This window comes from Methanobrevibacter sp. (genome assembly GCF_017432245.1).
Taxonomy (GTDB): domain Archaea; phylum Methanobacteriota; class Methanobacteria; order Methanobacteriales; family Methanobacteriaceae; genus Methanobrevibacter.
In genome coordinates this window covers 1-16,740 of the sequence record NZ_JAFRJO010000100.1, presented here as the reverse complement: position 1 = coordinate 16,740, position 16,740 = coordinate 1, and the positions used below count along the sequence as shown (strand labels likewise).

At 33.5% G+C, this 16,740-nt stretch carries 8 protein-coding genes; 5 read left to right on the top strand and 3 right to left on the bottom strand.

Annotated features, from left to right (window positions below):
- Nucleotides 1-37: 37 nt before the first annotated feature.
- From argB to IJI80_RS08045, 3 genes are all read left to right on the top strand, one after another.
- Complete coding sequence (argB, locus tag IJI80_RS08055; RefSeq protein ID WP_292789277.1) at nucleotides 38-916, top strand: acetylglutamate kinase; 879 nt, start codon at nucleotides 38-40, stop codon at nucleotides 914-916.
- A 271-nt stretch (nucleotides 917-1,187) separates the two neighbouring features.
- Nucleotides 1,188-5,447, top strand: coding sequence for a C1 family peptidase (locus IJI80_RS08050; protein ID WP_292789274.1), 4,260 nt, complete (start codon nucleotides 1,188-1,190; stop codon nucleotides 5,445-5,447).
- Between the two features lie 33 nt (nucleotides 5,448-5,480).
- Nucleotides 5,481-10,406, top strand: coding sequence for a C1 family peptidase (locus tag IJI80_RS08045; protein ID WP_292789271.1), 4,926 nt, complete (start codon nucleotides 5,481-5,483; stop codon nucleotides 10,404-10,406).
- A 124-nt stretch (nucleotides 10,407-10,530) separates the two neighbouring features.
- Here the strand turns inward: IJI80_RS08045 and IJI80_RS08040 are convergent, their stop codons facing one another.
- The 3 genes from IJI80_RS08040 to aksF form a co-directional block, all read right to left on the bottom strand.
- On the bottom strand, nucleotides 10,531-11,274 hold the full coding sequence (locus IJI80_RS08040) for a glucose 1-dehydrogenase (RefSeq protein WP_292789267.1): 744 nt from the start codon (nucleotides 11,272-11,274) through the stop codon (nucleotides 10,531-10,533).
- 340 nt (nucleotides 11,275-11,614) lie between these two features.
- On the bottom strand, nucleotides 11,615-13,111 hold the full coding sequence (locus IJI80_RS08035) for a class I adenylate-forming enzyme family protein (protein ID WP_292789265.1): 1,497 nt from the start codon (nucleotides 13,109-13,111) through the stop codon (nucleotides 11,615-11,617).
- Nucleotides 13,112-13,142: 31 nt separating this feature from the next.
- Nucleotides 13,143-14,147: a homoisocitrate dehydrogenase gene (gene aksF, locus IJI80_RS08030; protein ID WP_292789262.1), complete on the bottom strand. Its 1,005-nt coding sequence runs from the start codon at nucleotides 14,145-14,147 to the stop codon at nucleotides 13,143-13,145.
- 369 nt (nucleotides 14,148-14,516) lie between these two features.
- On the opposite strand from aksF, the gene IJI80_RS08025 reads away from it, so the two are divergent.
- Nucleotides 14,517-15,857 carry a hypothetical protein gene (locus IJI80_RS08025; protein ID WP_292789259.1) on the top strand — a complete coding sequence of 447 codons (1,341 nt, stop codon included), beginning with the start codon at nucleotides 14,517-14,519 and terminating at the stop codon, nucleotides 15,855-15,857.
- Between the two features lie 371 nt (nucleotides 15,858-16,228).
- Nucleotides 16,229-16,525 carry a hypothetical protein gene (locus IJI80_RS08020; RefSeq protein ID WP_292789256.1) on the top strand — a complete coding sequence of 99 codons (297 nt, stop codon included), beginning with the start codon at nucleotides 16,229-16,231 and terminating at the stop codon, nucleotides 16,523-16,525.
- The last annotated feature ends 215 nt before the right edge of the window (nucleotides 16,526-16,740 follow it).

Sequence of the window (16,740 nt, the reverse complement as noted above, 5' to 3'; positions counted from 1 at the left end):
AAAATTTTATATTTATTGATTTATTTATGTGATAGAAATGGAAAGAGTAAACATTTTGGTAGAGGCGCTACCTTACATTAAACAGTTTTACAATAAAAAGGTCATGATCAAGTACGGAGGCCATGCTATGGTGGATGATGAAGCTATGGCTTCTACTGCAGGAGACACTGTGCTTTTAAAATACGTGGGAATGCAACCTATAGTAGTTCATGGTGGAGGTCCTGAAATTACCAGATCCATGAAGAAATTAGGAAAAGAACCTAAATTCATCAAGGGATTGAGGGTAACTGATGAGGAAACCATGAGCATTGTCAAGATGGTTCTTGTTGGAAATATCAATACTGACATTGTCTCTCAAATCTGCTTGCATGATGGAAAAGGTGCAGGATTGTCAGGTAAGGACAATAAGCTTATTGAAGCATGCAAGAAAATCCACAAAATTAAGGATGAGGAAACCGGTGAAATCGAAGAGATTGATTTAGGTTTGGTAGGAGAAATCAAGAAAATCAATCCAGAGATACTTGAAATGTATACTGAAAACGATTTCATTCCAGTTATTTCCCCTATCGGAATAGCTGCTGACGGCACTACATTGAACCTTAATGCCGACACTGTAGCTGGTGCAATAGCTGGTGAAATGGATGCAGAAAAACTCATCATTTTAACTGATGTTCCAGGTGTCTTAAGAGACCCAAATGACCCTTCTACTTTAATCCAAAGAATCCATATCGATGAGATTCCAGCTCTTATTGAAGAGGGGATCATTTCCGGCGGTATGATTCCTAAGATTGAAACATGTGTTGAAGCTTTAAACAATGGAGTCAAGTCAGCACACATATTGGATGGAAGAATCAAACATACCTTGCTTCTTGAAATCTTTACAAAAGAAGGTATTGGAACTATGATTTATAAGTAAATTCTATTTATTTACTTATTCTTACTTTTTTTTAAAAATTTCTTTTTTTTTTTAAATGATAAATTTTTGACTTTTTAAATTTTTAATGTATTTTATTAGATGAACATTTTTCATTTATCTTCTTTCAATTTTTTGATTCCTTTCAAGTTTATACTAATTATTTTCATATAATACATCTTCTTTCAATTTTTTGATTCCTTTTATATTATACTAATTATTTTTATATAATAAAAAATATACTATAAATATAATAAACTTTTGGAGAAGAAAAATGCATAAGACTTATTATAAACTTCTTGCTTGTTTGATGGTTTTCTTTTGTATTATCATCATTCCAACATCATTTGCAGCAGATTTTGATGAGGATTCCATTGATGATACCTCAATTTCTGATGATTCCTTTGGTCTTGCAGAGTCTATGCTTGTGTCTGTTGATGATGATGACAATTCCTTGGATTCACTAAATTTTGAAGATGAAGTGTTGGAGAACAGTGAATCTGGAAATGATATCCTTATAGGGGATTATTATTTTGATAGTGAGGTAAGCCATGATGGTGATGGGACTCAAGGAAATCCATATAAATATTTGAAAAAGTCAAGAATAAAAAACAATTCTGTGATAAGTTTGGCAAAAGGAGTTTATGAATTGGAATTGCCTGCGGATTATACAAATATTACAATTATGGGACAATCATCAAGCGGTGTAACCATTAACTGTAAATCTGGTGTTCTTACTTTGAATGGGGATATTACTTTTAGAAATATTAAATTAGTTGGACAAAAGGCTTCCCAATCCATTATTAAAGTTAATTCTGGTGTTCTTACCGCTACTGGATATGTTTATTTTAAAGAGATTTCCTTAATTGGGCAAGACCCCTCTCAATCAATCTTGAAAAGCAATAATAGGACAATCTATGCTTATGATAATTTTATTCTTCAAAATATTTCATTACTCAGCACCCCAATTGAGAATAAAGGTAATTTAAAGGCCTCTAATGTGATTTTTTGCAATAATAATCGAGCTTACGGTGGTGCAATTTATTCTTTATCTAAAGATGTTAACGTTTATTTAAATAATTGCAGTTTTTATAATAATTCCGCACAATATGGTGGGGCCATTTTTTTAAGAGGGCCTAATGCAGAAATCATTGATTGTGAATTTATTAATAACTCTGCAACTCTTCTTTATGGTGGAGCAATTACTTCTGAGTCAGATTTAACTGTTGAAACCAATTTAACCATAAAAAATACAAAGTTTATCAATGATAAGTCCAGTGGTGATGCAGGTGGAGCATTATATCTTAATTCAATAAATTTCAATGGATTTAACTTGACTGTCTCTGACTGTTCATCCACTTTTGGAGGAGCATTTACATTCTTAAATACAAATGCAAAAATAAGCAAGTTATATGGATTCAATAACACTGCAAGCTATGATGGAGGAGTTATCTATCAAATGTATGGAAATCTGACTGTTTCCAATTCCTCTTTCTTATCAAATAATGCTAGAAATGGAGCAGGAATTTTTGTTGTAAGCACCAAATCCCTTTCAATACTCAATAATAACTTCATTAATAACTCAGCTATTGTATATGGTGGGGCAATATCCTATTTCTTCATCAATAAAAGTGTTATAGACAATTTCTATGAAAACAATACTGCATCAAAACAAGTTTATGATAATCTATATAATTCTTCAGATTTAGATTTAATCATTCAAGACAATAACTATACAATGTATGCTTATAATCTCACAGGTGGGAATCTTCCAAGTTATTATAGCTCTGCAGATAATGGCTACGTCACTCCTATAAAAAGTCAAGGTGGAGGAGGTAATTGTTGGGCTTTTGCTACAATTGCCACTTTGGAATCCTGTATCCTAAAAGCCACTGGTGCATCTCCAGATAGCATTGATTTATCTGAAGAAAATATGAAAAACATTGCTGAGCTTTACTCCATTTATGGATGGGATGAAAAAACCAATGAAGGAGGATATCCTGATATGGGTTTAGGATACCTTTTGAGTTGGTTAGGTCCAGTAAATGATACTGATGATATATATAATGAGCAAAGTGTTTTATCCCCTGTCTTATCAAGTCTAATGCATGTTCAAAATGTACTGTTTTTAAAAAGAGACACTTATACTGATAATGATATGATTAAACGTGCTATAATGGACTATGGGGCAGTTTTCACACCTGTTTGTACAAGATCAGGCTTTATAAAAAATAGTAGTATAGGCCATTATGTATATAATAATCTTACAGGCCGTAACCATGCAGTTTCAATAGTTGGATGGGATGATAATATTCAAATACCTGGAGCTCCTGGAAAAGGGGCTTGGATAGCCAAAAACAGTTGGGGTACAAGCAGTGGCGATGAGGGTTACTTCTACCTTTCATATTATGATAAATCTTCCATTGAATTAGGAAAATGGGGAGATGCATTCACATTCATTCTAAATGATACAATTAAATTTGATAAAAACTATCAGTATGATATCGCTAAAACAGATTTCTTCTACAATAAGACAAATACTGTATGGTATAAGAATATTTTCAATGCAACTGACAATGAGTATTTGACTGCAGTTTCAACTTACTTTGAAAAGGAAAGTAATTATACCTTGTCAATTTATGTAAACAATACATTGAAACTGGTTCAATCTGCATTCATAAATCCAGGTTATTGGACTATTGACTTAAGAGAACCTATCCATCTTAATGCTGGAGACATATTTGAGGTTGTCTTTAATATAAAGGTTAAAGGGGATGTGGGAGTTCCTATTTCTGAATCAGTAAGCCTAAACCATCAATTTTATAGGAAAAATGTTTCATTTATCAGTTATAATGGCAAAACTTGGGTTGACTTGTATGATTTTGTATGGAATGGTTATCCGGATCACAACTACAAGTCACAAGTGGCTTGCATAAAGGCATTTACAATATTAGATAAAGTGAATGCTACAATTAATTGGAGTTTGAATTACCTTACTGTTGATGGAAATAGCTTCAATCCTGTGAATTTTACAGTAAATGTTACAAATCAATATGAAAGGCCTGTAAATTGCGGTAAAGTTAAATTTATTTTCACTAATGAGGATTTGACTGAAGATATTGTATATGCAGATGTTTACAATGGTGTTGCAAAACTTAGTTACATATTCAAAAGAGGATTAAACAACATAACTGCGAAATTCGAATCATGCGCTTATAATTCTCTTAACTCACTAAATTCATCTGTGAATATCACAAAATATGATCTTGCAATGCAAACAAACATTTCATATTATTTCGATAGTGCATTCGTTAATGTAATCCTTAATGACACAGTGAATGAGACAGTTTTATTCATATTTGGCTATAAGAACTTTACAGCAAAAGCGATTAATGGAAAGGCTTCAATCAATTTAACAGACTTGAAAGTTGGCTTAAACAATCTTAGAGTAGCAGTTTATCCTGCAATTTATGACTGCAATGAGGAATATTACAATTTCACAGTTGACACATATGATACAAAAATCATTCTAAATGATTTTGAAATTGTATACGGCAATCCATATAAGTACAAGATTAAGCTCCTTGATGAAAACGGAAATCCTCTTGCTGGAAGAAAGATTGAATATGTCTTGGATAAGACTTATACAGGCATAACCGATAAAAACGGTGAATTAATCTTAACCAATATAAAAGCAGGAAACTATAAAATGGTAGTGAACTTTAAGGGAGAGAAGCTCTATATGAAATCTTCCAATTCCGCTAAAGTGAATATCAAGACAACTGTTGTGCTTCCAAAGTATTCAAATTTCACTTATAACTCCAAATACAGTGTGAAATTTTTGGATAAAAAGCTAAATCCTTTAAAGAACACATATGTGACAATCATATTTGGAGGAAAAAGCTATAAGTTAAAGACAGACAATAATGGAATAGTCAAGATTACTAATCATCTAAAGCCAGGGTCCTATACTATAAAGGTCAATAATCCGAAAACTTCTGAACTTAAGACCCATAAGATTAAAGTATTGGCTAGAATTGATCAAAACAAGAATATGGTCATGTATTATGGTGCAGGCAAATACTATAAGGTTAGAGTCTTGGACAATTATGGAAGAATTGCCAAAAAAGTTACAGTTAAATTCACACTAAATGGCAAAACATATTATAAAAAGACTAACAGCAAAGGAATTGCAAGCCTTAGGATTAGCTTGAATCCTAAAACCTATACTGTTTCAGCAACTTATAAAGGATTTACAGTTAAGAATAAAATAAAGGTCATTCCTCTCATTACAAAAAACATTTCCAGAAATAAAGCCCAAACAATTAAATTCACTGCTAAATTGGTTAATTCCAAAGGTAAAATCTTAAGGAATAAAATCATTACCTTTAAATTAGGGGCTGTAAAATATAAAATAAAGACCAATTCTAAAGGAATAGCTACTGTAAATCTTAAAAACTTGAAAAAGGGCAATTATGCCATTTATTCAACTTATGGAAAATTGACTGTTAAAAATACAATTAAAATTATATAGATAAAAAAATTAATATTCATATTTGGTGAAAAATTGTTAAAGAAAATTAATAAAATCATTATCTTATCAATAATCCTATCATTATTGGTCATCATTCCTGTCAGTTTTGCTGCAGAAGACAATGTGGCTTCACTGGGGGATAATCTTATGATTGATGATTCAATTGATGATGATTTGATTATAGATTATGGAGATAATGATTTGAATGCTGGTGAAGGCGAGGATATCCCTGAAGAAGAGCCAAAAACAGATATATACTTTGACTCCAATGCTTTGGATGATAATGGAAACGGTTCCATTGATAGTCCATATAAGACATTTTCAGATGATAGGATAGTTGAAAACTCCATTTTGCACTTTGCTAGCGGTACTTACAATTACACTCCTGTCAATTCAAATGAACATTGGAATATTTCTATTTATGGAGAGGATTCCTCAAATACAATCATTAATTGTATTGGGGAAAATCATTGTTTTGATTTCTATGAAACTTTCAATCTCCAGAATATCACTTTTTACAATCTCCAGTTTATATCCGGGGCCATTGACAGTTTTTTAAATGCTTCCAATGTTAATTTTTATAATGGAACTGCTAAAATCAATGACAATTCAGGCACCTCTTGTGGAGGGGCAATTTATTCTTTCAATACTGGAAATACCGTGATTTTGACTAATTGTAGCTTTTATAACAATTATGCATTATATGGAGGAGCTATTTTTACTGTAAACACTGATTTGAAAATCACTGGCTGCCAATTTGTAAATAATACTGCAAAATATTATGGTGGTGCAATTTACCAAATTTATGGTAATATGAGTCTTTCTGAGTCTAGATTTGATGATAACAAGGCAAATGATGGTGGAGCAGTATTTATTTTTAACAGGTATGACTTTTCAATTGAGGATAATGAATTTGTAAATAACTTTGCAAATGCTTCTGCAGGTGCCATTTACACTTTTTATAATAAAAACTATACAATTGCTAACAATTTTTATGAAAACAATTATGCAGAAAGCTACAGTGACCTATATGAAAAAACAGATTTGATTTTCCTTGCAGATAATTACACTTTCTATAGAATTAACTTAACTGAGAATACTGAGGCACTTCCATCCTATTACAATATGGCTGATTATGGTTATGTAAGTTCACTCAAAGACCAATTCTATGGTGGAAACTGCTGGGCTTTTGCAACAATTGCATGTCTTGAATCATCTGTCATTAAAGCGATTTACAATATGAACAGTTCCGGATTGATTTATGATTATGCTGAATATGCCGATATCATTGACTTATTGAATAACGATGAAAATTTAACTTCTTTAATAGACTATTCAGAAGAGAACATGAAAAACCTTGCTGCATTATACTCTCCTTATGGTTGGAATTGGTCAACAAATTATGGGGGAAACGATAGGTTAGCTATTGGGTATCTTGTAAGTTGGTTAGGTCCGGTCTTTGATTCAGATGATCCATATTCTGATAGTAGTATTTTATCCCCTGTTTTAAGCAGCATATTGCATGTTCAGAATATTTTATACTTAAAGAGGGATAATTTCACTGAAAATGATATGATTAAAAGGGCTATAATGGATTATGGAGCTGCTTTCGTTTCATTAGGTATGCACACTAAGTTTGATTCAAATATTGGCAGATATGTTTACAACGATGAAGATGCATCTGTTAATCATGGAGTGGCTATTGTTGGATGGGATGATGACATAGATATTCCAAATGCTCCTGGAAAAGGCGCTTGGATTGCTAAAAACAGTTGGGGAGAAACTTGGGATACTGATGGATATTTCTACCTTTCCTATTATGATGTAAGTTCCTTTAAGTTAGGATCAAATACTGGCGGCTTTGTATTTGTATTAAACAATAGCATCAAATACGATAAGAATTATCAATATGATTTGGCTCTAACAGATTATTTCTTCAATACAACTGATACTGTATGGTATAAGAATGTATTCAATGCCACTCAAAATGAATATTTGTCTGCAGTATCAACTTACTTTGAAAAGGATACAGACTGGGAATTGTCTGTTTATGTAAATGATATTTTAAAATCAACTCAATACGGTTTTTCAAGTTCAGGATATTGGACAATAGACCTATTTGAACACATTCCTCTTAATGTCGGGGATATATTTGAAGTTGTCTTTAGGATAAATGTGACTGGAGATGCAGGATTCCCTATTTCTGAAAGGGTAAGCCTAAACAATGAATTCTATAGGGAAAACATTTCCTTTGTAAGTTATGATGGTATTAATTGGGAAGACCTATACGAGTTGGAATGGAATGATTATGATGGCCATAAGTATAATTCACAAGTGGCTTGCATTAAAGCATTTACAGTATTTGATATAATAAACACCACAACTTCATTAAATGTTGTTTATGATGGGCATAATTCTGTAAACATAACTGCTTATGTCTTGAACCATTATGGAAATCCAGTCAATTGCGGTCAAGTGGTATTCAATTTATCAGGTGAAATCTTATCAGTAAATGTATCTAATGGAGTGGCAAAACTTTCTCATGTATTTGAAAAAGGTTTTAATACAATATTTGCAGAGTTTGTAGCTTGTGGTTATGATTCCTCATCTGATAGTTCAAGTGTAGACATTATAAGGATAGTTAATATGACCGCAGACATTGAATTTGATGCGGAATCTGTTTTGGTAAATATCAATCTTACAAAACCAATCAATGAAACAATTATTTTAATTTTAGATAATGTAAACTATACAACAAAATCCATTGACGGTAAGGCATCCTTTAATTTGACTGATTATCATATTGGTTTAAACAATATCAGAATTATTCTATATGGTGCATTTTATGAGTCTAATGAAGTCCTTGACAGTTTCACAATTGAGCCTATAGCCACAAATATCTCTCTTGCAGACTTAGAAACCATTTATAATAGCGGTTATGAGTATAAAGTTAGGTTAATTGATGAGAATGGAAATCCTATTTGTGGAAAAGAAATTGAATATACCTTAAACAATGTTACTGATATTCTCATAACTGATGAAAATGGAGAAGTTTCATTGAATATCAGTTTAGAAACAGGTGTTTATCCTCTTGAAGTAAAATTCAACGGAAAAAATGCATATGTAAACTCATCTAATTCTGCTCTGATTACTGTAAATACAAGCATATTGCTTTTAGATGAGAATTATATTTACAAACATCCTTATATTGTGAAATTATTGAATAAATCATCTGATTCCTTGATTAATCAAGAGGTGATCATTGTTATTGCAGGTGAATCATATAATGTATTGACTGATGAGAATGGAACAGCTAAAGTGGATTTAGATTTAGTTCCTGGAACATATGATGTTACAATTATAAACCCTATTAATTCTGAAGAGAAAAATCAGACAATTAATGTTTTTGCTATTGACACTACAACTACTTTGGATATTGTTTATGATCGCACTAATCCGGTTAATATTACTGCTCATGTTTTAGACCAATTCGGCAATCCAGTTGATTGCGGTGAAGTGATTTTCAATTTATCTGGTGAAATTATACAGTTGAATCTATCTGATGGAGTTGCAAAACTTAGTTATAATTTCACAAGTGGATTAAATGAAATATCCGCTCAATTTAATGCAATTGGTTACAGTTCTTCCTCATTTAATCAATCAATAAATGTAGAAAAGATACCTGTAACTTTAGATGCAAATATTACTGTTGATTTGGATACTGCTTTGGTGAATATTGAGCTTAATGATTCAATCAATAAGACAATATTGATTGTTTTGGATGATATGAATATGTCTATTGAATCTGTAGATGGTAAGGCATCCGTTAATTTAACTGATTTGAAACTTGGTTTGAATAATATAAGGATTTTTATTGATGATGCATTTTATGAGTCTAATGAATTCATTTATAGCTTTACAATTGAATCTAAAGGTACAATAATCACTATTTCTGATTTGGATACTGTTTATAATAGCGGTTGTGAGTATAGGGTTAGATTGACTGATGCGGGTGGAAATCCTCTTGGTGGAAAAGTGCTTGAATACAGTTTAAACGATGTCAATGGCACTCTCTTAACAGATGAAAATGGTGAAGCCTTACTGAATATCAATTTGCCGACAGGCACATATGCTTTTGAAATAAGATATGGCGGAGAGAAAGTTTATAAAAACTCATCCAATTCAGCTGTAATCAATGTAAAATCAAGCATTAATCTCCCTTCCAGTAATTACACTTACGGATCAAAATATATCGTAAGCCTATTGGATAAGGATTCCAATTCTTTAGCTAATCAGACTGTTTCAATTGTCTTTGCAGGCAAAACTTACAATTTAAAAACAGATGAAAATGGAATGGTTGCCATTAGTAATGCACTTAATCCTGGAACTTACAAGGTTACAATTAAAAATCCTGACACATTAGAGGAGAAAACACAAACAATCAGAGTTTTCCCAAGAATTAGTGAAAATAAGAATTTGATAATGTATTATGGTGCAGGTTCCAGCTATAAGGTTAGGGTTTATGATGACTATGGCAAAATTGCAAGGAATGTCACTGTAAAGTTCACCATTAACGGTAAAACCTATAGCAGAAAAACTGATAATAATGGATATGCTTACTTAAAAATAAGTTTAAAACCTAAAACATATGTTATTTCAGTTAATTACAAAGGATTCATCGTCAAGAATAATGTAACTGTAAAACCAACTATCGTTACAAAAAATCTTTCCAAGAAGAAAGCTAGAACAGTCAAATTCACTGCTAAATTACTTAATTCTCAAGGAAAGATCTTGAAATATAAATACATTAAATTCAAATTCAAGTCCAAAACTTACAAAAGAAAAACCAATTCTAAAGGAATAGCTACTTTAAGCCTTAAGAACTTGAAAAGAGGCAAACATGTGATTTATTCAACTTATGGAAAATTAACTATTAAGAACACTATTAGAATAAAATAGTTAAAAATAGTTAATTTTTTTATTTTATTTTAAATACTTTTTTTAAAAAATAGCTATTAATATGGATTAAAAATAAAAAATAAAAATAGTAGTAGCGGATAAAAATCCAACTACTTTAAAAAACTTAACACTCAAATCCGCCGTCACATCTGATGATTTGACCGTCTACGAATTCAGATTCGTCAGAAGCAAGGAATAATGCTAATGCAGCAATATCTTCTCCTTGACCTACTCTTTTCATAGGTGCTCCGTCAACCATCATTTGCAATGCTTCTACTCCACCAATACTATCTACCATAGCGGTGTGGATAGCACCAGGAGCAATACCGTTACATCTTATTTCTGGACCAAGTTCGAATGCCATGGATTTGGTAAGACCAGCGATAGCGTGTTTGGATGAGATGTAACCTACAAATCCGAAGTGTGCAGCGTAGGATGCTACTGAACAAGTGTTGATTACAACACCTTTTCCTTTTTCTTTCATTACAGGAGCTACTAATTGGGTTAAGTATAATGGAGCGTATACGTCAACTGCAAATACTTTGTCCCATTCTTCTTTGGTAATGTCTAAGAGAGGGGTTACGCTTAAAAGTCCTGCATTGTTGAATAAAATGTCGACAGTACCATATTTTTCCATGGTTTCGTCAAAGATCTTTTTAATGTCGTCAACATTAGCCATATCAGCAATAACTGCAAATGCTTCTCCACCAGCTGCTACGATGTCATCCACTACAGCTTGTGCTCTTTCTTCGTTTCTTCCAGTTACAACAACTTTTGCACCTTCTGCAGCATATAATTTAGCTGTAGAACGGCCCATACCGGAGGTTGATCCAGTTACGATTGCTACTTTTCCGTCTAGTTTACCCATTTTTTCACCTTCTTTAATCATAAAATCTTATGATTTTATGTTTAATAGTATATTGAATTAAGTATTTAAATATTTTTAAATATTTCTAGAAATTGTTTAGATTTTTTTAAAATTGTATAATATTTAACCTAGTAACATTAATATTTTTTATTATTTTGTTCAATTTATTATTTTTTTATTATCTAATCATTTAGAAAAAAATTAAAATATTTTACAAAATAAGAAATTATAAAGTAATGTGGTGTGAAAATTAGGTGAAAAAAAATTTTGAGATATAAAAAATAAAAAAATAAGAATGAAGTTTTTATAAAAAATAGAAAAAAAGAAAAATATTGAGAAATTATTCTTCTGGCTTAGTTGAATACATTTCCCTTAATTCTCTTCTAAGGAGTTTCCAACCGTTTACCCTTGGAAGCTCATCCATAGTGAATATCTTTCTTGGGACTTTGTATCTTGCAAGATATTCCTTAGAGTATTCGACCAATCCATCGGGATCCTCTTCATCCTTCCATACAACTGCAGCTACAGGAAGTTCTCCCTTATGGATATCGTCAACGCTGAATATGGCAATCTCATCGACTTTAGGATATTTGATCAATGTTTCCTCAACTTCAGTTGGATAAATCTTCCATCCGCTCATTACAATCATGTCCTTCTTTCTGTCTGTAATGAAGAGACGTTCATCCTCATCGATGTAACCGATATCACCAGTGAGGAACCAACCGTCTTCGAGGAAGGATTCCTTGGTTTCCTTTTCCATTCCCCAATAACCTTTAGCTATTGCAGGACCTCTAAGGGCTATTTCCCCATGTTCATAATGGCCTAATGTAATGCTTGGGTCATCCTCATCAACGATTTTAAGTTCAGAGAAACATACAGGATGGCCTACACTTTCATACCTGTCTGCTGTAGCATAGTCTTCAGGTCTGATAACTGTTCCTGTACCGATTACGATTGATTCGGAAAGGCCATATGCATTAATGATTGGAATGTTATATTGTCCCATGAACTTCTTCCAAATCTTTCTGTGTAATGGTCCTCCACCGCTGATTATTTCCCTAACAGTAGCGAGATTTTCCCTTTTTTCCTCTTCAAGATTAGTAAGGGTGTGGATTACAGGAGGCATTCCTGATAGTACGCTTACCTCTTCGTTTTTACATAATTCAAGGTATTCGTTTATTTCAAAGAAGTCCATGGTAATTGTCAATGCTCCAGCTCTAAGTGCTGCAATTGCCCACATAATCCCTACATGAGCCATTGGATAAATGCAGAGGAATGTGTCGTTTTCCTTATAGGTCAATACGTCACATGCATTGTGGATTGCTGTAAACCAGTTTCCATGGGTTAGCATTGATCCTTTTGGCTTTCCAGTTGTTCCTGATGTGTATTGCAATTGGCATAAGTCATCCCATTCGGTTTCCTCAGCAGCTAACACTTCACTTCCTAAAAAGCTTTCACAGTTTTCTATGACGTATGCTTCAATATCGAGGTTCTTTAATGTGTCTTCTGCATCATCATCAGTGATTAGGAGTTTTGCATCAGAATCAGTAATCATATAGTTCAATTCAGATGATGTAAGTATCCTATTGGTTGGAATAGCTATTGCACCTATTCTCCATATTGCAAGCAATGAAAACAAGTATTCTGGGGAGTTGTTTAAGTAAATTAATACCCTGTCTCCTTTTTCAATTCCTTTATCCTTTAGGCTTTGTCCAATTCCAGATACAATCTGCAATACTTCAGTTGAATTGTATCTTAGGTCTCTGCTTGGACAGTAATAGACATCCTTGTCCAGTCTACGTGCATTTGCATCAATAAATGTTGTTAAGTTTAACATGTTTTTCCTCTTTTAATTAATAATATTTTGATCAGCATAATCTATTTATTTCATTGATCACTTCATTTGCAATATCCATTGTCTTATCTGTTCCACCTAAATCAGGTGTTTTCACTTTTCCTTTCTCCAAGACATTTTCACAAGCGATTCTGACTTTTTCTGCCCAATAGTCTTCATTTAAGTATTCAAGCATCATTGAAACGGAAAGTATCATAGCTATTGGATTTGAAATGTTTCTTCCTGCAATGTCTGGTGCAGATCCATGGACCGGTTCAAACAATCCATGCTTGTCTCCAATATTTCCAGAAGGAGCAAGTCCCAATCCTCCAACAAGACCTGCTGAAGCATCTGATAATATGTCTCCAAATAGATTGCTTGTAACGATAACATCAAATTCCTGTGGCTTTGTCAAAAGATACATTGCTGTTGCATCCACATAGTAGTCATTGGTTCTTATCATTGGATAGTCCTTAGCAACTTTAAAGAATGATTCCTTAAAGACACCATCTGTCTTTTTCAATACATTTGCCTTATGGACACAGGTTACAGACTCTTTATTGAGTTTAATGGCTTGCTCAAATGCAAGTCTTGATATCCTTTCGCTTGCCTTTCTTGTGATTACCCTTTGGGCTACTGCTTTTTCCTCAGTCTCATCAATTGTTTCATTGCCTGAGTATAATCCTTCAGTGTTTTCCCTTACTATAAGAAAATCCAAATCATCGAAAAGGCAGTCTATGCCCTTGAATGATTTGATAGGCCTTAGATTTGCATAAGTGTCAAGCTCTTGCCTAAGTGTGATTATCGGACTTTTTTGACCAGGTGTGGAAGTGATTGCTCCAAAAAGTGTGGCTTTTGCATTTCTAGCTATTTTGATGGTTTCTTCAGGAATTGTTGTTCCATTCTTGTCAAAGCATTCCCTTCCTGCTTCAGCTTCGAGAAAATCGAAGTTCAAATCCAAAGATTCTAAAACAGCCACTCCTGCTTCTGTAACTTCCTTTCCTATGCCGTCTCCATCTATTCTTGCTATTTTTATCATGATTGCATAATCCTTAAATTTTTTTTATCTCTCATTTCAATAGATTTATTATTTTAAATTCATTATTTAATATACATTTAATATATTATTTTATGTTCTTTTATATTATAATCTTTTTCAATTATAATCCTTAATGTATAATTTTGTACATTATTGCCTTTATTGATTTAAAGTTCATTTGTATGATTTAATATTGTTCGTATAAAGTCGAAATATTTATATACTTGTAAATTATAATAATAATTAATTATTCTGGGTCTGACCCCAATATAACCCCAATTTTAGTGTCTATTTTTGTACATTTGTCTTAAAAGTTACGAATTAAAAAAACATTTCTTTTCAAATGCTCTTAGATAATAGAGATTTCATATGGGAGGGATATATATCATCATGAAGACTTTTAGACAACAGCTATTGGAAGACCCTGAATTCCAGAACTACCTGTTGCAGAGACCGAACCTGACGGAGAGCAGCCTGCAGTCATACCTCAATGCCGCCACCAACTTCGTGAGGTTCACCGGAGAGCCGTTCTACAAGACCGTGCATGAGCTCAGAAGCCAGCAGAACGATAGGATCGAGAACAACATCATCATAAGGTTCAACCCGAACCAGTCAAGGATAAACATCATGCAGTTTGAGTTCATAGAATACCTCAAGGGAAGGGGCTGCACCGAGGTGAGCATAGACTCGTATGTCAGGTACATGAGGACCATACTGAGCACCTTGGGAATCATACTGCCCAAGTCTCCGAAGCTGGACGACACTCCACGGGACTGGTATCTCCTGACAAAGGACGACATAAAGTATGTCCTCGACACGGCAAACCTTCAGTACAGGGCGATAATCAACTTCGCTGCCGTTACAGGACTGAGGGTGAGGGACATGAGGTCATTGACCATCAGGGACTTCATGACTGCGACCGAGGAGTACCATGGATGCACGGAGGTCGAGGACTTCCTGGATTCGGCACCTGACGGGATGATAGGGTTCTGGGAGCTTTTCCCTCAAAAGACCAGAAAGTTCAGGCTTCCCTGCAAGGTGTGCAACACCCCTGAAAGCAGCGACCTTTTGCTTTTCTCATTGAACGAGCGTGTGAAGTACTTTGAATGGAAGAACGAGAAGGACGGCACTGACCTGAAGATCACCAAGAATGACCCTCTCTTTGCTAGCCGCCAAAGGAAGTACAAGAACTTCATAGCGCCCAGCAGCATAAGCTGGACCCTGTCCCAATACAGCGAGAAGCTGAGTTCCGAGAGGGAAAGGGTCTTCAAGTACAAGCTGGAGCATGGCGAGATCAGTCAGGAGACCTATGACGAAAGCGTTGCTACAATCCCCAAGTTCCATGCGCATGGGCTCAGGAAGTTCTTCATCTCAACATTGGCTAAGAACCGTGTGGATGCAAGGATAAGCGCACTTATGGAAGGGCACAAGGCTCCGCTGGTAACGGACAGCCACTACATCAACAACGATTACCTGAAGGAGACAATCAAGGAGGAGTACATGAGGTGCATTCCTGACTTGAGCTTCGAGAATGTTGAGGTCCGTTTCCTTACAAGCGAGGAAAGGAAATCCTTGCAGCAGAAGATAGATGAGCTTCAGGAAGAGAACGAGAACATGAAGAAGGATATGGAGAAGTACATTGATGATGCCGTCCATGAGAAGATGAAGGACGCCTTCGAGAACTGGCTGAACATTCAGGACTCAAAATGAATTTTCGATTTTGGAGAATAATGAAATTATTCTTCTTTTTTTACTTTTTTTAATAAAAACCACAAGCATATCTACATACATCAATTCCTTTTCACTGATTCCAACACTACTTTTAATTAAATTAAACATTGCTGTTATAATTATGGCTACTGTTGATATAACTTACATTTTGATAAAATATGTAATTAATTAAATTTGCTTCAACTTGTTTTCCTGAAACTGTGCCGAAAAACTTATAAGTGAAACTGCAATTTTTAACAATATGACATCAATATTATAATCATCTCGTCATTGCCAATGCTGAAATTCAAAAGCCTTAAATATGGAAGTTGAAAAATCGAAAATTAGGAAACATTAAATGGAGGCTTAAGATGAATACCTTGAAAATAGAATGTTCAAAAAATGATTATATCATAAAGACCACTAAGGCAAATTTTGGAAATGAGTTGAAAGTTGAAGTTCCTGAAGATTGGTATTGTGATTATGTCAATGCAGTCCTGTGGGAAGATGACATTTGCGAAATGTCTGAAAATGGTGATGAGCATATGCTGCTCATTCCTAACTGTGGCGAATTGCTTCTTGAAGGAGTGAAGGAAGATGATAAGAGGAAGTACATTTTCATTCCTGTAAGATATGAAAATCTGGAGATTTTGATTATAAAGATTTAAAATTAAATTAAATTTATTTTTTAGACAAATATTTATATAATCATTCAAAAATTATTATTATGGATTCTGATGATATTAAATGTTTGATTATTTTACTTGATTTATTTTTAGGCATTCCTTTATGTCTTGCTTTTTTATCAACAGCAGAGTATGCATACACTTTTCCTTTTTATCTAGGAAGTGATACATCTACAACAGCATACTTTTTTGATTTT